The organism is Pantoea sp. SGAir0215, assembly GCF_043543215.1.
This window is the reverse complement of the sequence record NZ_CP028031.1, coordinates 3,634,984-3,653,686: the sequence shown is the minus strand read 5'-3', so window position 1 is coordinate 3,653,686 and position 18,703 is coordinate 3,634,984. Positions and strand designations below refer to the sequence as shown.

18 protein-coding genes are annotated in these 18,703 nt (G+C 56.7%); 17 read left to right on the top strand and 1 reads right to left on the bottom strand.

Translation table 11 applies throughout. From position 1 onward, the window contains the following. Positions 1–38 precede the first annotated feature (38 nt). The 14 genes from pdxB (at position 39) to hisP (ending at position 13,336) form a co-directional block, all read left to right on the top strand. A complete protein-coding gene (gene pdxB / locus C1N64_RS17000; RefSeq protein WP_039339712.1) occupies positions 39–1,172 on the top strand; it encodes a 4-phosphoerythronate dehydrogenase PdxB in 1,134 nt (377 codons plus the stop codon). 107 nt (positions 1,173–1,279) lie between these two features. After that, positions 1,280–2,290, top strand: coding sequence for an aspartate-semialdehyde dehydrogenase (locus C1N64_RS16995; RefSeq protein ID WP_039339710.1), 1,011 nt, complete (start codon positions 1,280–1,282; stop codon positions 2,288–2,290). Next, positions 2,290–3,093 carry a tRNA pseudouridine(38-40) synthase TruA gene (gene truA, locus C1N64_RS16990; RefSeq protein ID WP_006120062.1) on the top strand — a complete coding sequence of 268 codons (804 nt, stop codon included), beginning with the start codon at positions 2,290–2,292 and terminating at the stop codon, positions 3,091–3,093. The genes C1N64_RS16995 and truA overlap by 1 nt, the downstream gene beginning before the upstream one ends. Before the next feature lie 24 nt (positions 3,094–3,117). Beyond that, complete coding sequence (locus C1N64_RS16985; RefSeq protein WP_033740676.1) at positions 3,118–3,774, top strand: DedA family protein; 657 nt, start codon at positions 3,118–3,120, stop codon at positions 3,772–3,774. Positions 3,775–3,929: 155 nt separating this feature from the next. After that, a complete protein-coding gene (gene accD / locus C1N64_RS16980; protein WP_033740674.1) occupies positions 3,930–4,844 on the top strand; it encodes an acetyl-CoA carboxylase, carboxyltransferase subunit beta in 915 nt (304 codons plus the stop codon). 91 nt (positions 4,845–4,935) lie between these two features. Next, positions 4,936–6,204: a bifunctional tetrahydrofolate synthase/dihydrofolate synthase gene (gene folC, locus C1N64_RS16975; protein ID WP_054687432.1), complete on the top strand. Its 1,269-nt coding sequence runs from the start codon at positions 4,936–4,938 to the stop codon at positions 6,202–6,204. Continuing rightward, complete coding sequence (gene dedD, locus C1N64_RS16970; RefSeq protein WP_033740672.1) at positions 6,194–6,973, top strand: cell division protein DedD; 780 nt, start codon at positions 6,194–6,196, stop codon at positions 6,971–6,973. The genes folC and dedD overlap by 11 nt, the downstream gene beginning before the upstream one ends. Positions 6,974–7,225: 252 nt before the next feature. Further along, positions 7,226–7,711 carry a colicin V production protein gene (gene cvpA / locus C1N64_RS16965; RefSeq protein ID WP_026021019.1) on the top strand — a complete coding sequence of 162 codons (486 nt, stop codon included), beginning with the start codon at positions 7,226–7,228 and terminating at the stop codon, positions 7,709–7,711. A gap of 37 nt (positions 7,712–7,748) precedes the next feature. After that, positions 7,749–9,266 carry an amidophosphoribosyltransferase gene (purF, locus tag C1N64_RS16960; protein WP_033740671.1) on the top strand — a complete coding sequence of 506 codons (1,518 nt, stop codon included), beginning with the start codon at positions 7,749–7,751 and terminating at the stop codon, positions 9,264–9,266. A 101-nt stretch (positions 9,267–9,367) separates the two neighbouring features. After that, complete coding sequence (locus tag C1N64_RS16955; RefSeq protein WP_006120055.1) at positions 9,368–9,937, top strand: UbiX family flavin prenyltransferase; 570 nt, start codon at positions 9,368–9,370, stop codon at positions 9,935–9,937. Between the two features lie 267 nt (positions 9,938–10,204). Next, complete coding sequence (argT, locus tag C1N64_RS16950; protein ID WP_394515017.1) at positions 10,205–10,987, top strand: lysine/arginine/ornithine ABC transporter substrate-binding protein ArgT; 783 nt, start codon at positions 10,205–10,207, stop codon at positions 10,985–10,987. Positions 10,988–11,154: 167 nt separating this feature from the next. Then, the gene (locus C1N64_RS16945; RefSeq protein ID WP_033740669.1) at positions 11,155–11,841 is read left to right on the top strand and encodes a histidine ABC transporter permease HisQ; all 687 of its coding nucleotides are present in this window, start codon (positions 11,155–11,157) and stop codon (positions 11,839–11,841) included. Next, on the top strand, positions 11,838–12,554 hold the full coding sequence (locus tag C1N64_RS16940; RefSeq protein ID WP_033740667.1) for an ABC transporter permease: 717 nt from the start codon (positions 11,838–11,840) through the stop codon (positions 12,552–12,554). The genes C1N64_RS16945 and C1N64_RS16940 overlap by 4 nt, the downstream gene beginning before the upstream one ends. An 8-nt stretch (positions 12,555–12,562) precedes the next feature. Then, positions 12,563–13,336, top strand: a complete 774-nt coding sequence (hisP, locus tag C1N64_RS16935; RefSeq protein WP_033740666.1) for a histidine ABC transporter ATP-binding protein HisP — start codon at positions 12,563–12,565, stop codon at positions 13,334–13,336. On the opposite strand, the gene C1N64_RS16930 is transcribed toward hisP, so the two are convergent. Then, a complete protein-coding gene (locus C1N64_RS16930) occupies positions 13,329–14,303 on the bottom strand; it encodes a sugar-binding transcriptional regulator (RefSeq protein WP_006120048.1) in 975 nt (324 codons plus the stop codon). The genes hisP and C1N64_RS16930 overlap by 8 nt on opposite strands. Before the next feature lie 192 nt (positions 14,304–14,495). Here C1N64_RS16930 and dalD point away from each other — a divergent pair, with 192 nt between their 5' ends. The 3 genes from dalD to C1N64_RS16915 are packed head-to-tail and all read left to right on the top strand — an operon-like array spanning position 14,496 to position 18,675. Continuing rightward, positions 14,496–15,887, top strand: a complete 1,392-nt coding sequence (gene dalD / locus C1N64_RS16925) for a D-arabinitol 4-dehydrogenase (RefSeq protein WP_039339704.1) — start codon at positions 14,496–14,498, stop codon at positions 15,885–15,887. Positions 15,888–15,896: 9 nt separating this feature from the next. After that, positions 15,897–17,360: a xylulokinase gene (gene xylB, locus C1N64_RS16920; protein ID WP_133745382.1), complete on the top strand. Its 1,464-nt coding sequence runs from the start codon at positions 15,897–15,899 to the stop codon at positions 17,358–17,360. A 34-nt stretch (positions 17,361–17,394) separates the two neighbouring features. After that, positions 17,395–18,675, top strand: coding sequence for an MFS transporter (locus C1N64_RS16915; protein WP_033740658.1), 1,281 nt, complete (start codon positions 17,395–17,397; stop codon positions 18,673–18,675). Positions 18,676–18,703 lie beyond the last annotated feature (28 nt).

Below are 18,703 nucleotides of genomic sequence, written 5' to 3'. Positions count from 1 at the left end.
AGAATAGCGGCCTTCAATACACAGACAGGAAAGCCGTGGTGAAAATTCTCGTCGATGAAAATATGCCGTATGCCCGTGAACTCTTTAGTCGTACGGGCGATGTAGTCGCCGTACCTGGCCGACCGCTTCCTGAAGCCGAACTGGCGGATGCCGATGGTCTGATGGTGCGTTCCGTCACCCAGGTCAACGCCGCGTTGTTGCAGGACAAACCCGTTAAGTTTGTCGGCACCGCCACGGCGGGCACGGATCATATTGACGAAGCGTGGCTGCAGCAGGCGGGCATCGCCTTCTCTGCGGCCCCCGGCTGTAACGCGATTGCGGTGGTTGAATACGTGTTTTCTGCCTTGCTGCTGCTGGCAGAGCGGGACGGTTTCCAGTTGCGCGATCGTACTGTTGGCATCGTGGGGGTGGGAAATGTGGGCGGACGCCTGCAGAAGCGGCTGGAAGCCTGGGGCGTAAAAACCCTGTTATGCGATCCCCCGCGCGCCGATCGGGGTGACGACGGCGAGTTTCTCTCGCTTGATGCGCTGGTGCAACAGGCCGATATTCTGACCTTTCACACGCCGCTGTTTAAATCCGGCCCCTATAAAAGCTGGCATCTGGCCGATGCCGCGCTGCTGATGGCCCTGAAACCGAAGACGATTTTGATTAACGCCTGCCGTGGCCCGGTGGTCGACAATGCCGCACTGCTTGAGGTGCTGAACCTGCGTCACGATCTGAGCGTGGTGCTGGACGTCTGGGAACCGGAGCCGGATCTCTCCCTCGCGTTGCTGGATCGGGTTGATATCGCCACGGCGCACATTGCCGGTTACACCCTTGAGGGCAAGGCGCGCGGCACCACCCAGGTGTTCGAAGCCTGGTGCGACTTTATTGGTCAGCCGCAGCAGGTGCCCCTGAGCAGCCTGTTGCCTACGCCAGAGTTCAGCCAGATCAGCCTGAATGGGCCGCTCGATCAGCCAACGCTGAAACGTCTGGTGCATCTGGTGTATGATGTGCGCCGCGATGATGCGCCCCTGCGAAAAGTGGCGGCAAAACCGGGTGAATTTGACCGCCTGCGCAAGCAGTATGAAGAGCGTCGCGAGTGGTCATCATTGCAGGTGAACTGCGATGAGGCCGCGACCGCAGAAATGCTCACTCAGTTGGGCTTTAACGCCGTATTATCCTCCACCTGATTGTCAGCCTGCGTAAAACGCGGGCACAGGTGCAGGGATAAATCTGAATCCCTGGGCGGTGACATCACCGCCTTCTGTTTTTATGTCATTGTCTGAGGTAAACCAACATGTCTGACGGCTGGAATATTGCGCTTCTTGGCGCAACAGGCGCAGTAGGGAACGCTGTACTGGAACTGCTGGCTCAACGCCAGTTCCCGGTTGGTGAATTGTATTTGCTGGCAAGCGATAACAGCGCCGGTGAAAGTAAACGTTTTGAAGGGCGCTCTCTGCGGGTTGAAAACGCCGCGGAGTTTGACTGGTCACAGGCGCAGCTGGCCTTCTTTGTTGCCGGTCGTGACGCCTCGGCCCGTTACGCGGAAGAGGCGGCGAGTGCGGGTTGCCTGGTTATCGACAGCAGTGAGCTGTTTGCCCTGTCGCCGGACGTGCCGCTGGTGGTGCCGGATGTGAATCCGCAGGTGCTGGCCGATTACCGTAATCGCAATATCATCAGCGTGGCCGATAATCTGGTGAGCCAGCTGCTGACGGCTATCAAACCGCTGGTCGATGCCGCCGGTTTAGGCCGTTTGCAGGTCACCAATCTGATCTCCGTCTCCACGCACGGCAAAGTGGCTGTGGATGCGCTGGCCGGGGAGAGCGCCCGCCTGCTGAACGGCGTACCGGCGGATGACCACCATTTTGGTCGTCAGCTGGCTTTTAACCTGCTGCCACAACAGGCCGATGCAGAGGGCAGCGTGGAGAGCGAGCGTCGCCTGGTTGATCAGGTGCGTAAAGTGTTGCAGGACGACGGTTTGCCCGTGGCGGTCAGCAGCGTTCAGGCACCGGTGTTTTATGGCAATGCCCAGATCGTCCACATTGAAAATCTGCGCCCGCTGTCGGCAGACGAAGCCAGAGCAGAGCTGGCCTTGGCCGCCGATATTCGCCTGAGCGACGAAGAGGACGTTCCCACGCCGGTAACGGATGCCTCAGGTAGCGATGCGCTGAGTATCGGCAGTGTACGTAATGACTACGGTATTCCGGAGCTGTTGCAGTTCTGGTCCGTGGCGGACAACGTTCGTTTCGGTGGCGCGCTGATGGCGGTGAAAACCGCAGAGAAGCTGGTGCAGGAGTATATGTACTGATGTCGGAAGGTCAGACAAGAAAGCTGGCACTGGGCATTGAGTACGACGGCAGCCGATACTACGGCTGGCAACGGCAGCAGGAAGTGCGCAGCGTGCAGGAAAAGCTGGAGCGGGCGCTGTCGAAGGTCGCGGACCATCCGGTGAGCGTATTTTGCGCCGGGCGTACCGATGCTGGCGTGCACGGCACCGGACAGGTGGTGCATTTTGAGACCGTGGCGCAGCGAGCGGATGCCGCCTGGACATTGGGTGTCAATGCCAATCTGCCGGACGATATCGCTGTACGTTGGGTGAAAGCCGTGCCGGACGAGTTTCATGCACGGTTCAGCGCCACAGCCCGGCGTTACCGTTACCTGATTTACAACCAGCGCTTACGTCCGGCTATCCTGGGCAAGGGCGTGACGCACTTTTACTATCCGCTGGATGTGGAAAAGATGCAGCGCGCCGGGCAGAGCCTGCTGGGCGAGAACGATTTCACCTCGTTTCGCGCCGTACAGTGCCAGTCGCGTACGCCATGGCGCAACGTGATGCACCTGAACGTCAGTCGTCACGGGCCCTATGTCATTGTGGACATTAAAGCCAACGCTTTTGTGCACCATATGGTGCGCAACATTGTCGGTAGTCTGATGGAAATTGGCTGTGGTAATCAGCCAGAATCCTGGATGGCAGAACTGCTGGCCGCCAAAGATCGCACGCTGGCGGCGGCCACGGCAAAAGCCGAAGGGCTTTACCTGGTGGCGGTGGATTATCCCGCGCACTTTGCTTTACCTCAGCCGCCGATGGGGCCGTTGTTCCTCGCGGATTAATCAACCTTAGCTAAAGGGATCGTTATGGAGTTCATCCATTTTGTGGTCGATTTTATTTTGCACATTGATGTGCATCTGGCCGAATTAGTCGCGCAGTATGGCATCTGGATTTACGCCATTTTGTTCCTGATTTTATTCTGCGAAACCGGCTTAGTGGTCACGCCGTTTTTGCCAGGCGACTCGCTGCTGTTTGTCGCGGGGGCACTGGCGGCATTGCCCGGTAACGATCTGAACGTCCACCTGATGGTCGCGCTGCTGGTTATCGCGGCGATCCTGGGTGATGCGGTGAACTACACCATCGGTAAACTGTTCGGTGAACGCCTGTTCAGCAACCCGAACTCGAAAATTTTCCGCCGCAGCTATCTGGATAAAACCCATGCGTTTTATGCCCGTCATGGTGGAAAAACCATTATTCTTGCCCGTTTCGTGCCGATTGTGCGTACCTTTGCCCCTTTTGTCGCCGGCATGGGCCACATGTCCTATCGGCATTTTGCCCTGTTTAACGTTACCGGTGCGCTGGCATGGGTGCTGCTGTTTTCCTATGCAGGCTATCTGTTTGGCGATTTGCCAGTGGTGCAGGAAAATCTTAAGCTGCTCATCCTGGGCATTATCGTGGTATCGGTTCTGCCGGGGATTATCGAAATCTGGCGTCATCGCCGCCAGGCTAAGCAGCAAAATTAACCCTGAGCAGGCTTACCGCTCAGGGGTAAGACCAGATTTTTATCCACAGTCTTAACTGGTTGTGGTTTAATGAGCGACATTTACCGTCTGCTGAAGCGGTTTTCAGCAGCATCAAGACGACTGGACCAGGTCAGTTTTTAACAGAAAGGTCATCAATGAGCTGGATTGAACGCATTCTTAATAAAAGCAATATTACGCCTGCACGTCGTGCCAACATTCCGGAAGGAGTGTGGACGAAATGCGACAGCTGTGGCCAGGTACTTTACCGTGCCGAGCTGGAGCGTAATCTTGAGGTCTGCCCGAAGTGCGACCACCACATGCGCATGCACGCCCGTGAGCGTCTGGCGAGCCTGCTCGATCAGGGCACGCTGGTTGAACTGGGCAGTGAGCTGGAACCCAAAGATCTGCTGAAGTTCAGGGATTCCAAAAAGTACAAAGATCGTCTGGTTGCGGCACAAAAAGCGACAGATGAAAAAGATGCGCTGATCGTCATGAAAGGCCAACTGCACGGTATGCCGGTTGTCGCGGCGGCCTTTGAGTTCGCGTTTATGGGCGGTTCAATGGGCTCTGTTGTCGGGGCGCGTTTTGTTCGCGCGGTCGAGCAGGCGCTGGAAGACAACTGTCCGCTTATCTGCTTCTCCGCCAGCGGCGGTGCCCGTATGCAGGAAGCGTTAATGTCACTGATGCAGATGGCGAAAACTTCTGCGGCGCTGGCGAAAATGCAGGAACGCGGTCTGCCGTATATTTCGGTGCTGACTGACCCAACCATGGGCGGTGTTTCCGCCAGCTTCGCGATGCTGGGCGATCTGAACGTGGCCGAACCGAAAGCGCTGATTGGCTTTGCGGGTCCACGCGTTATTGAGCAGACCGTGCGTGAAAAACTGCCACCGGGCTTCCAGCGAAGTGAATTTCTGATTGAAAAAGGCGCGATTGACATGATCATTCGTCGTCCGGAAATGCGCTTTAAACTGGCAAGTCTGCTGGCAAAAATGATGAACCTGCCGGCACCGTTGCACGATGGTGAAGAGTTCGCACCTGCGACGTCCCACCCGGAGAGTAACGAGGCCTGACAGGAGACAGAAGGCGCGCCGGTCGCGCCTTCCACCCATGCACCCTATACCTTGTTGCTTTCACCAGGTATAAATTTGCAAAACGGGACATATGGACAATCTTCACCTCCCTCAAGCCACGTCGCCTTTGGCCACGTGGCTTTATTATCTTGAGCACCTCCACACTCAGGCAATTGAACTGGGCCTGGACCGTATTCGCCAGGTGGCGCAACGTCTGGACCTGCTGAAGCCTGCCCCTTTTGTTTTCACCGTTGCCGGTACCAATGGTAAAGGCACTACCTGTCGGACGCTTGAAACCCTGTTGATGGCCGCGGGCTATCGCGTGGGCGTTTACAGCTCGCCGCATCTGGTGCGTTACACGGAGCGTGTCCGGGTGCAGGGACAGGAGCTGAGTGAAGCGCAACACAGCGCCAGTTTCGCTGATATTGAAGCGGGACGCGGTACTATCTCCCTGACCTATTTTGAATTCGGCACGCTGTCGGCGCTTAACCTGTTTCAGCAGGCGAAGCTTGACGTGGTCATTCTGGAAGTCGGGCTGGGTGGGCGGCTGGACGCAACGAATATTGTGGATGCCGATGTCGCGGTGGTGACCAGTATTGCGCTGGACCATACCGACTGGCTTGGCCCGGATCGCGACAGCATTGGTCGGGAAAAAGCGGGCATATTCCGTCAGGGTAAACCTGCGGTGGTGGGTGAGCCTGCTATGCCGGTGACGATTGCCGATGTCGCCAGGGAAAAGGGCGCTCAGCTCATTCAGCTTGGCCGTGACTGGCACTATCATGCGCAGGCAGAAAGCTGGTCTCTGCGCGATGCGCACGGTGAACTGAGCGATCTACCGCTGCCGCAGGTGCCCCTGCCGAATGCGGCAACGGCGCTGGTGGCGCTGCGTGCCTCGGGGCTCAACGTCAGCGACGCACATATCCGTGCCAGCCTGCCGCTGGCGGTGCTACCCGGGCGCTTTCAGACCGTCAGTGAGTCGCCTCGCGTGATTCTGGATGTGGCGCATAACCCGCACGCAGCAGGCTACCTGGCATCGCGCCTGGCTGCCTTGCCGACGCGGGGGCACGTTCACGCCGTGGTCGGGATGCTGCATGATAAAGATATCGCCGGGACGCTGTCCGCGCTGGCCCCGCAGGTCGACTTCTGGTACTGCGCGCCGCTGTCCGGCCCGCGCGGTGCCAGTGCAGAACAACTCATGGCACACGTAACGTCTGCCCGGGCATTCGCAGATGTCGAACAGGCCTGGCAACAGGCGCGGCAGCAGGCTGAACCGCAGGACATCATCCTGGTATGCGGCTCTTTCCTGACCGTCGCGCAGGTGATGGAATCGATTGAAACGGAGAGAGGACGTGGCGAGTAAGTTTCAAAACCGTTTAGTCGGTACCGTTATTCTGGTGGCCATCGGCGTGATTGTGTTGCCGGGGCTGCTGGATGGTAAGAAAAAACACTATAAAGAAGAGTTTGCGGCGATTCCACTGGTCCCGAAACCGGACGACCAGCAGGACAGCGAAATGGTGCCGCCGGTCACCCAGTCGCTGCCAGCCCATCCGCCTGCCGGCGCGGGCAGTGCGGTAAGTCATCCTGACGGGGGCAACTCACAGGCGCAAGAGGGCAGCACGCAGCCCGAGCAAAACAGTGCGCCGAGTGTCGTATCACCGCCGCCTGTACATTCGACGACAGCGAAAGAAAAACCAGCTGAGACGACAAAACCGAAACATACCGAGCAGGCTAAACCGAAGCCGGTAGAACAGACGCAGAGCAAACCGGTCGAGAAAACCAAACCGGTTGAGCAAGCGAAGCCCGTTGAAAAAACCAGGCCGGCCGAGCAGGCAGCGCGCACCGAGGAAGCGGCCCCGGCAGAGCAACCGAAAGAGACGCAACCCTCGGGACAGGCGTATGTTGTCCAGTTGGGCGCATTGAAGAACGCCAGCAAGGTCAACGAGATTGTCGCGAAGCTGCGCCTGTCGGGTTACCGGGCCTATACGGTGCCGTCAACGCCGGTGCAGGGACAAATCACCCGCATTTATGTGGGACCGGATGCGTCTAAAGCGAAAATGCAGGCGGCAGTGGGCGAGCTGAAAAACGTCTCGGGTCTAAGCGGCGTGGTTAAACCCTACAGCGCGCGTTAAACCCGCGATTGGCGCTGCCGATAAGAATAACAGGCAGCGACAATCAGCTCTGGCTAAGCGGGGCGGGCAACGGTTAGCCTGGCTTTTCAACGGGTTAACCGGATAACAATCTCACAGGCGAAGTTCGTTTTTTTCTTCGCCTTTTTTATGGATGCAGAACCTGAAAACCCCTACGCAAACGTTTTCTTTTTCTGTTAGAATGCGCCCCGAACTGGATGCAGGGGTGCAATGGCACTGGCGCTGGAAGAGTTCATGATCTGGATTGATTACGTCATTATTGCGGTAGTTGGTTTTTCGGCTTTGGTCAGCCTGGTTCGAGGGTTTGTCCGCGAAGCCTTATCTCTTGTTACCTGGGGATGCGCGTTTTTTGTCGCCAGTCATTACTATGCCTACCTTGCTGTCTGGTTTACAGGTTTTGACGACGAACTGGTTCGGAACGGAATCGCCATTGCGGTGCTGTTCATTGCGACCCTGATTGTGGGGGCGATAGTGAACTACGTTATCGGCTCGCTGGTAGAAAAAACCGGCCTGTCGGGAACCGATCGGGTATTAGGCGTTTGTTTCGGGGCCTTGCGTGGTGTGCTTATTGTAGCCGCTTTGCTGTTCTTCCTGGATACATTCACGGGTTTTTCAAAAAGCCCGGACTGGCAGCAGTCTCAACTTATTCCCGAGTTCAGTTCTATAATCAGGTGGTTTTTTGACTACCTGAAAAGCACGTCGAGTTTTTTGCCCCGGTGAGACCATCGGGCGTACGGCTTAATGAGGAAATGACAACATGTGCGGTATTGTCGGTATCACCGGTTTCATGCCGGTAAACCAGTCGATCTATGACGCGTTAACGGTGCTCCAGCATCGTGGGCAGGATGCCGCAGGCATTTGTACGATTGATGCGCTCAACTGCTTTCGCCTGCGTAAGGCCAACGGCCTGGTCAGCGATGTTTTCGAAGCCCGTCATATGCAGCGTTTACAAGGCAACATGGGGATTGGTCATGCACGCTATCCTACAGCGGGCAGCTCCAGCGCTTCTGAAGCGCAACCGTTCTACGTCAACTCGCCGTACGGGATTTCTCTTGCACACAACGGTAACCTGACCAACGCACATGAACTGCGTAAGCAGCTGTTCGAAAAAGGCCGCCGTCATGTGAACACCACGTCAGACTCAGAGATCCTGCTGAATATCTTTGCGCAGGAACTGGATCGTTTTCAGCACTATCCGCTGGAAGCCGACAACATTTTTGCCGCTATCGCCGCCGTGCATCAGCAGGTTCGCGGCGCGTATGCGGTGGTCTCGATGATTATCGGCCACGGCATGGTCGCCTTCCGCGATCCTAACGGGATTCGTCCGCTGGTGCTGGGCAAACGCGTCATTGCGGATGGCCGTACCGAGTATATGGTGGCCTCAGAAAGCGTCGCGCTGGATACACTGGGTTTTGAATTCATCCGTGACGTCGCGCCGGGTGAAGCGGTGTACATCACGGAGCAGGGCCAGCTTTCGACCCGTCAGTGTGCCGAGAACCCCAAAAACAATCCGTGCCTGTTCGAATACGTCTATTTTGCCCGACCGGACTCCTTCCTGGACAAAATTTCGGTCTACAGCGCGCGCGTCCGCATGGGCACCAAGCTGGGCCAGAAAATTGCCCGTGAATGGGAAGATCTGGATATCGATGTGGTGATTCCGATTCCGGAAACTTCCATGGATACGGCACTGGAAATCGCCCGCATCCTTGATAAGCCTTACCGCCAGGGATTTGTGAAAAACCGCTATGTCGGTCGTACCTTTATCATGCCGGGTCAGCAGCTGCGCCGCAGCGCCGTGCGCCGCAAACTCAATGCTAACCGCGCCGAATTCCGCGATAAAAACGTCTTGCTGATCGATGACTCTATCGTGCGTGGCACCACGTCTGAGCAGATTATTGAAATGGCACGCGAAGCAGGGGCAAAAAAGGTTTATCTCGCCTCTGCGGCTCCGGAAGTGCGCTTCCCTAACGTCTACGGCATTGATATGCCGAGCGCCACTGAGCTGATTGCCCATGGCCGCGAAGTCGAAGAGATTCGTCAGATTATCAAAGCAGATGCGCTGATTTTCCAGGATCTCAATGACCTCATCGAAGCCGTACGCGAAGAGAATCCCGATATCGTTCAGTTCGAGTGCTCCGTTTTTAACGGGGTTTACGTTACTAAAGATGTGGATCAGGGCTACCTTGAATATCTGGAATCCCTGCGTAACGACGACGCGAAAGCCATTGCGCGGCAGAACGAAGTCGAAAATCTTGAACTGCATAACGAAGGCTAATCAGGCCTGATGCAAAAAAAGAGGGCGGGACTTATCCCGCCCTCTGTGTTTTTTGTCGCGCTGCGCTATTATGGTGCACTTTGCCACTGCAAGGTTGAACGATGAAACGACTCATTATTGGTATTTCCGGCGCAAGCGGTGTGATTTACGGCGTGCGGTTACTGCAGGTCTTGCAGCAGGTCAGCGACGTGGAAACCCATCTGGTCATCAGTCACGCGGCGCGTCAGACGCTGAGCCTGGAAAGTGACTACAGTCTGCGCGATGTTCAGGCGCTGGCCGATGTGGTTCATGATGTGCGCGACATTGCCGCCAGCATTTCCTCCGGGTCGTTTAAAACCCTGGGCATGGTGATTTTACCGTGTTCAATGAAAACCCTGTCGGGCATTGTGCACAGCTACAGCGATTCCCTGCTGACGCGCGCGGCGGACGTGGTGCTTAAAGAGCAGCGCAAGCTGGTACTCTGCGTACGTGAAACGCCGCTGCATATTGGCCACTTGCGGATGATGACGACCGCCGCTGAATTAGGGGCGATTATCATGCCGCCGGTACCGGCGTTTTATCATCGTCCGACAACCATTGACGAACTGGTCGATCAAACAATTAACCGGGTTATCGATCAGTTCGACATTGAACTGCCTCAGGATTTGTTTGTGCGCTGGCAAGGTGCATAAGGTTCAGCTTGTGCACTTATTTAGTGCAAAAGCGCGGGAGCGATCACTGTTCCTGCATTTGATGAACTAAAAGTTCACAACATCGCTTTTTCTCTGTGACTTCACTGATATATTCCTTTCACAAACCCAGCCTTTATGTGGCAAAAACGGCGGGCTGGGTGCGCGGCAGACCTGCATAACTGGCACGAAACGTGCACAGGTTACTGGCAGTGTTCGTTGCAAACACACATCATGCATCACATAACAATAATTTGCTGAGGGTAATCTATGAAGAAGCGTGTTCTGGCTCTTTCTTTAATGTTGGGCCTGTCCAGTGTGGCCAGCGTATTTGCAGCCGTACCGGCCTCGATTCGTGTCGGCACTGACCCAACATACCCGCCGTTTGAGTCAAAAAACGCGCAAGGACAGTTAGTCGGTTTTGATATCGATCTGGCTAGCGAAATCTGTAAACGTATTCAGACCAAATGTACCTATGTGGAAAGCGACTTTGATGCGCTGATTCCGTCGCTGAAAGCTAAAAAAATTGACGCTATTATTTCCTCGCTCTCTATCACCGCGAAACGTCAGGAAGAGATTGCTTTCTCTGACAAACTCTATGCGGCCAACGCCCGTTTAGTCGCGCCTAAAGGTTCGAAAATTCTGCCGACGGTTGAATCGCTGAAAGGCAAAAACGTCGGTGTGCTGCAAGGCACCACGCAGGAAACCTATGCTAACCAGTACTGGCGTCCAAAAGGTGTGACCGTCACGCCTTATGCGAACCAGGATCTGGTGTACCAGGATCTGACTGCGGGCCGTATTGATGCCGCATTCCAGGATGAAGTACAGGCGGCTGAAGGCTTCCTGAAGCAGCCTGTCGGTAAAGACTACGCTTTTGCCGGTCCGGCCGTGAAAGATGACAAGATTTTTGGCGTCGGTACCGGTATAGGATTACGTAAAGATGACACCGAGCTGAAAGCGGCCATTGATAAAGCGTTTGAATCCATGCGCAAAGACGGTACGTACGACAAAATTGCGAAGAAATACTTTAATTTCAACGTGTACGGTGACTAACCTGTCGACTTTGCCTCTGGTAATCGCCTGACCGGATAATGCCTGGTTGCCCTGGCCGCACTGGCCCCGGCAACCTCTGCGTTGTGGTTGATGCCTTACCAGAAGCAACGCTGCCCGCCCACGTGGCGGGTTCAGCGCCGTTTCCACCCCACGACAGGATCTTTTCCATGTTGTATGGCTATTCTGATGTCATTTTAAAAGGCACGTTGGTCACGCTGGAGCTGGCACTGAGTTCCGTGCTGCTGGCGGTGATTCTCGGGCTGATTGGCGCAGGCGCGAAGCTGTCACGTCATCGCCTGCTGTCGCTTATTTTTGAGGGCTACACGACGCTGATTCGTGGCGTGCCCGATCTCGTCCTGATGCTCCTGATCTTCTACGGTCTGCAGATAGTGCTGAACCACATCACCGATGCGCTGGGTCTGGCGCAGTTCGATATCGATCCTATGGTCGCGGGCATTATCACCCTGGGCTTCATCTACGGGGCCTATTTTACCGAGACGTTTCGCGGGGCCTTCATGGCCGTGCCCAAAGGGCAAATCGAAGCCGCGACCGCATTTGGTTTTACCGGTTCCCAGGTTTTCCGTCGCATCCTCTTTCCGGCGATGATGCGTTATGCGCTGCCCGGGATTGGTAATAACTGGCAGGTGATCCTGAAAGCGACCGCGCTGGTCTCGCTGCTGGGGCTGGAAGATGTGGTTAAAGCCACGCAGCTGGCGGGCAAGAGCACCTGGCAGCCGTTTTATTTCGCCATCGTCGCGGGTGTGATCTATCTGGTGTTTACCACGCTGTCTAACGGCGTGCTGTGGTGGCTCAATCGCCGCTACACGGTTGGCGTGAAGAGGGCAGAGCTATGATTGAGATTATCCACGAGTACTGGAAATCACTGCTCTGGACTGACGGTTACCGCTTCACCGGCGTGGCGATTACGCTATGGCTGCTGATTGTTTCGGTGGTGCTGGGCGGCTGTATGGCGGTACTGCTGGCGATTGCACGCGTGTCGCCGAATCGCTTTATCAGCCTGCCGGTCTGGCTCTTTACCTATGTTTTTCGCGGTACGCCGCTGTATGTTCAACTGCTGGTATTCTATTCCGGCATGTATACGCTGGAGATCGTGAAAGGCACCGAGTTGCTGAATGCGTTTTTCCGTAGCGGACTGAACTGTACCTTACTGGCGTTTACCCTTAATACCTGCGCCTATACGACGGAGATTTTCGCCGGTGCGATTCGTGCTGTGCCTCACGGGGAAATTGAAGCCGCGCGCGCGTATGGTTTCTCAACGTTTAAACTGTATCGCTGCATTATTTTGCCTTCTGCGCTGCGCACCGCCTTGCCGGTTTACAGCAATGAGGTGATATTGATGCTGCACTCGACCGCGCTGGCCTTTACGGCAACCGTGCCTGATTTGCTCAAAATCGCCCGGGACATCAACGCGGCAACGTATCAGCCCTTTACCGCGTTTGGCATTGCGGCCGTCCTGTACCTGATTATTTCCTACACACTGATTAGCCTGTTCCGCCTGGCGGAGCGTCGCTGGCTGGCCCATGTGAAACCTTCTTCATCGCATTGAGTAAGACTATGGCTGATAACAAATTAAGCGTCACCGAACTGCATAAACGTTACGGTGAACATGAAGTATTAAAAGGCGTGTCTTTACATGCTAATGCGGGCGATGTCATCAGTATTATTGGATCGTCCGGTTCAGGGAAAAGTACCTTTTTGCGCTGTATTAACTTCCTCGAAAAACCGAGCGAAGGCACCATTACGGTCAATAACACCGCCATTTCGCTGGTCCGTGATACCGACGGTCAGCTAAAGGTGGCCGACAAAGAGCAGTTGCGCCTGCTGCGCACCCGCCTGACGATGGTGTTTCAGCACTTTAATTTGTGGAGCCACATGACGGTGCTGGAGAATGTCATGGAAGCGCCGATTCAGGTGCTGGGCCTGAGCAAAGCCCAGGCGCGCGAACGCGCTGTCACCTATCTGAATAAAGTCGGCATTGATGAGCGGGCGCAGTCAAAGTATCCGGTGCACCTGTCAGGCGGCCAGCAGCAACGTGTGTCGATTGCCCGCGCGCTGGCGATGGAGCCCGAGGTGCTGTTGTTTGATGAGCCAACTTCTGCCCTTGACCCGGAACTGGTCGGGGAAGTGCTGCGCATCATGCAGAAGCTGGCCGAAGAGGGCAAAACCATGGTGGTGGTGACGCATGAAATGGAGTTTGCCCGTCACGTTTCCAGCCATGTGATTTTCCTGCATCAGGGTAAGATTGAAGAGCAGGGGCCGCCGACAGAGTTGTTCGGCAATCCCAAAAGCCCGCGCCTTCAGCAGTTCCTGAAAGGTTCTCTTAAGTAAGCCGATCCGCGCCTGTTGAGCCATCGCTTAACAGGCGCGTGGCGGTAGATTCGTCCGTGACCAGACCCGAGATCCAGCCGCCTGTTAATGCCGCCCGAATGGCGGCAAATTTGCGCTCGCCGCCTGCAAAACCGATGATCGGACGCGTTGTCCGGCTTTCCAGCGTGACGCTGGTGAGCAGCGCATCGGTCTCGCCCATCACACGTTCACCCTGTTGATTGAAAAAGTGGCCAAGCATTTCGCCAACGACGCCGCGTGCGTTGAGTGCCTGAACCTGGCTGTCGGTGATAAACCCTTCAGCATGGAGCGGACAGCCGGGTGTGACTTCGCCGATGCCGAGAAAGGTCATACTGGCCTGTAAGGCCCGACTGACCACGCGTTGATAGACTTGATGCTGGCACCACATCTGTTTATCTTCCGGACTGTCGGCATACAGCGGCGCAGGGATAAAGAAATACTTGCCCTGCATTTTTTCAGACAGCTTGAGCGGCACGTCATAGCGGGTGCCGGAGTCGTCTCGCGCAATAGCACCAATCATGGAAACGCACTGGTGCTGGGGCCGCTCCACCCAGGGCAGGGCATCAATAATCGCCCGCAGAGTTTTACCCGAACCGATACCAAACACCTGCGGCTGGTCATCGTTGATAAACTGCGACATAACCTCTGCGCCTTCGACCGCCAGCATTTGCTGAATAGCGTGGTCATCCAGCCCGGCAGAAGGGACTACACGACAGTGCTGCAGGCCAAAGGCTTCCTGCACCGCGTGTGCCAGGCGCAGGCAGTGCGTGACAGGATGGTCAATCTTGACGCTGACCATACCCATTTCGCGTGCGCCTGAAATCAGGCGCTGGGCAACCTGCCTGGAGAGTCCCAGCGCCCGGGCAATCTCTTGCTGTGTTAACCCGGCCACGTAATACATCCAGGCGGCGCGTGCAGCCAGTTCCTGCTTTTTCTCTTCTTTGTTCATCACGGCATTCCCTTCTCAGCGAATCGCTAGTTTATCGCGTATAGCCGGCAAAAACCTATCAGGGCAAAAGCTCAGATATTGGGCAATTGCTTTTATCGTGAGATCTGTCACAGATAATACTCGTAACCTCTGATTAACATACAGCGTTCGGGCAATTGCCCTCTGTTATGACAAATGCTTATTGAGGTGACTATGACAACATCCGTGTGGATGCATATTGGGGCAGGCTCTTTTCATCGCGCTCATCAGGCATGGTATCTGCACCGGCTGATGCAGCAAGGGGACAGTCGGTGGCACATTGCGCTGGGGAACATCCGTGAGGATGCGTCACCGCTGTTGACCCAGTTGGCTGCGCAGCACGGCGAGTATGTGCTGGAAACGGTCACGCCGCAGGGCGAACGCGACTATGAAACGATTACCTCGATTCGCAAGATTCTGCCCTGGGATAACGCGCTTCGCGCCCTGGTGCATCAGGGCGCCGATCCCGCCACCCGGATCCTTTCTTTTACCGTGACGGAAGCCGGTTACTACCTGACGACGGAACATGCGCTGGATCTACAGCAGCCCGATATTCGCGCGGATCTGCAGGGCGAGGCGCGCACCCTTTACGGTGCGCTGGCGCGGATCCTGGCGGCGCGCGTCGCGAACGGCGGCGGCCCCGTTACCTTGCTGAACTGCGATAATCTGCGCCATAACGGTGAGCGTTTCCGCCAGGGCTTTCTGGCGTTTCTTAACGCACAAGGGAACGAGGCGCTGGCTGACTGGGTGCGGACTCACACCACCTCGCCGAATACCATGGTGGACAGGATCACACCGCGTCCTACGGCGGATATTGCCGGACGTGTGCTGGCGGCCACGGGTAAAGATGACGCGGTGCCGGTGATGGCGGAATCCTTTATCCAGTGGGTGATTGAGGATGACTTTATTGCCGGGCGTCCGGCGCTGGAGCAGGTCGGCGTTGAGCTGGTGGAGTCGGTGTTGCCCTGGGAAGAAGCCAAGATCCGCATCCTCAACGCCACCCATAGCGCGATTGCCTGGGCGGGCACGCTGATCGGCTTGCGCTACATCGACGAAAGTACCCGGCAGAAAGCGATTCATCAGATGGCCCGGGAGTATGTCTCGCAGGATGTCATCCCGTCGTTGTCCCCCAGCCCTTTAAATCTGGCTGAATACCGCGATGTCGTACTGTCGCGCTTCAGTAACCCCTGGATCAAAGACACCAACCAGCGTGTGGCGGCGGATGGCCTGTCGAAAATCCCGGCGATGGTCACGCCCACTTTGCAGGCGTGCTATCAGCGCGGAACGCCACCTGCGGCCAGCGTGGTGTTACCGGCCCTGTTTTATCTGTTTTTGCAGCGCTGGGCGCTGGGCGAACTGCCTTACGACTATCAGGATGGTGTTCTGCAACCCGACGTGATTCAGCAGTGGTTCACCCAGCCCGATCCGTTGCGGACCTATATGACGCAGCCTTCCCTGTTTGGGGCGCTGGCGACTTCCGCCGATTTTCATGCACGCCTCACCGCTACCGTGGCCGGGCTCACGACATGGCTGGCCCAGCCGGAACAGAAACTGGCTGTGGCATAGGGGAACGACATGTACCTGGGTATCGATATTGGCACATCCGAGCTGAAAGCGCTGATTCTGAATGCGCAGGGCGACATTGTGGCATCTGAACACGCCACCTTGCAGGTGCAGCGGCCGCATCCGCACTGGGCAGAGCAGCATCCGCATGACTGGTGGCACGCCTGCCAACAGGTGATGGCGCGTCTGCGTCAGCAGGCGCCTCAGGCCTGGTCGGCTGTCACGGCGATAGGCCTGTCCGGCCAGATGCACGGTGCGGTGCTGCTGGATGAACAGGGCGACATTTTGCGGCCCTGTATTTTGTGGAACGACACGCGCAGCGCGGCGGAATGTAACTGGCTACATCAGCACCATCCCGAGATGATGCAAATCAGCGGCAACATGATCATGCCGGGCTTTACGGCACCCAAACTGCGCTGGGTTGCGCAGCACGAGCCCGCCTGCTTTAGCCGCATCAGCAAAGTGTTGTTGCCGAAAGATTACCTGCGCTGGCGGTTAACCGGACGATGGGTGACGGATCCCTCCGATGCCGCCGGGACATTATGGCTGGACGTGGCGACGCGCGACTGGTCAGACGCGCTACTGGCCGCGACAGGGCTGCGTCGCGAGCAGCTGCCTGAAATCGTGGAGGGCAATGCGGTCAGCGGCACGTTGCGACCTGACCTTGCCCGCGAATGGGGCCTGTCGACAGCGGTGATCGTTGCCGGCGGCGGTGGCGATAACGCTACGTCAGCGGTCGGCGTCGGTGCCATCCACCCTGGCGATGCGTTTATTTCCCTTGGGACCTCCGGCGTGATTTTTGTGGTCAACGATCGGCTACGGGCCGATCCGCAGTCCGGTGTGCATGCGTTCTGCCATGCGCTGCCTGGTCGCTGGCACCAGATGAGCGTCATGCTCAGTGCTGCAAGCTGCCTGCGCTGGGTATGTCAGCTGCTGTCGGTCAGTGAAAATCAACTGCTTGAGGACGTGGCTGAGCTGAGCCCAACACAGAAACAGCGGGCCCCACTTTTCCTGCCCTATCTCTCTGGCGAGCGCACGCCGCATAACGACCCTGATGCCACGGGCGCGTTTTATGACCTGCGCCACGAAACTCAGCGCGCCCTCCTGGGGTACGCGGTGCTGGAAGGTGTCGCGTTTGGCCTGGCCGATGGTCTGGCCGTTCTGGGCGACGGACGGCAGGACATCACGCAGTTCAGCCTGACCGGTGGCGGCGCGCGCAGCGGCCTGTGGGCGCAGCTGATTGCCGATGTGCTGGACTCTCCGGTGGTGACGCATCCGGCCAGCGCGTCCGGCGCGCTAGGCGCGGCGCGACTGGCCTGGCTGGCGACGGGCGGGGATGAAGCGACCGTGTGCCGTAAACCGTCCGTGCAGGCGCGCTATCTGCCGGACCCTGAAGTTCGCGCGGTGCTGCAACAACGTCTGGCACGATTCCGCGCGCTATATCACCAACAAGTTCAGACCCGTTCACTGGCCTGATTAACCTGTAACCGAACAGAGAAGGACCATCGTTATGCATGCAACTGCGTACTGGTTTGGCTTGCCCAAACAGCTGATCTGGGGATTCGTCGCCATTGCGATTTTTATGGCAGGAGACGGTTTCGAAATGGCATTTCTGTCACGCCATATCACCGATATGGGCTTCACGCCGGGCCAGTCGGCGCTGGTGTTTACCTGTTACGGTTTAGCGGTCGCGCTGGCCGCCTGGGCCTCCGGCGTGGTGGCGGAACTGATTACGCCTCAGCGCGCCATGTTAATCGGTTTTGTCTTGTGGATTGTCATGCATGCCCTGTTCATGAGTCTGGGGCTGGGACTGCGTAATTATCCCCTTATGCTGCTGTTCTACGGCATTCGCGGCCTGGCTTATCCGCTGTTTATCTATTCTTTTATGATGCTGCTGGTCCAGGTGTTACCGCGTGAACGCCTCGCGGCGGCGACGGGCTGGTTCTGGGCAATGTATTCGGTAGGGATTGGTGTGGTAGGGAGCTATCTGCCCAGCCTGATTATTCCCTCTCTTGGTGAAACCGGGACATTATGGCTGGCGATTGCCTGGGTGGCCTGCGGTGGCGTACTGGCGTTTTTTAGCCTGCGCCATGTGCCGGTCGACCGCTCACGCGTGAACTTACCGATGCGCGAGAAAATGACGGAAATGTCCCGGGCGGTGACCATCCTGTTTACTAATCAGCATGTGTTTTACGCCTGCCTGATCCGCATTATTAATACGCTGTCGCTGTTTGGTTTTGCCATCATCATGCCGCTGCTGTTTGTGGATCGGCTGGGTTTCACCTTGTCGGAGTGGTTACAAATCTGGGCGGTGTTTTTCTTTGTCACCATCTTTACCAATATTTTCTGGGGCATCATGGGCGAGCGGATTGGCTGGATCCGTCAGGTGCGCTGGTTTGGCTGTCTGGGCATGGCGCTCTCCAGTCTGGCATTCTACTATCTGCCCGTTTATGCCGGTCATAACTTCATGGTCGCCCTTATTCCGGCCGTCATGTTGGGGATTTTCGTCGCGGCGTTTGTGCCGATGACGGCCGTCTTTCCCACGCTGGAGCCGCATCATCAGGGCGCGGCGGTCTCGGTTTATAACCTGTCAGCGGGGATGAGCAATTTTGTCGCGCCGGCCATCGCCTCTATGCTGTTGCCGTTTTTTGATATCGTCGGGGTGGTGTGGGCTTATACCGGCTTGTATCTGTTTGCCGGGGTGCTGACGTTTATTATCCGTGTGCCGCAGCCTCATCATGGCGCGCAACGTACAGCGCGCAAGTCAGGATCCGCAGTAACATCGCAATAGAAGAAGGGGAGCCACAGGCTCCCCCGGC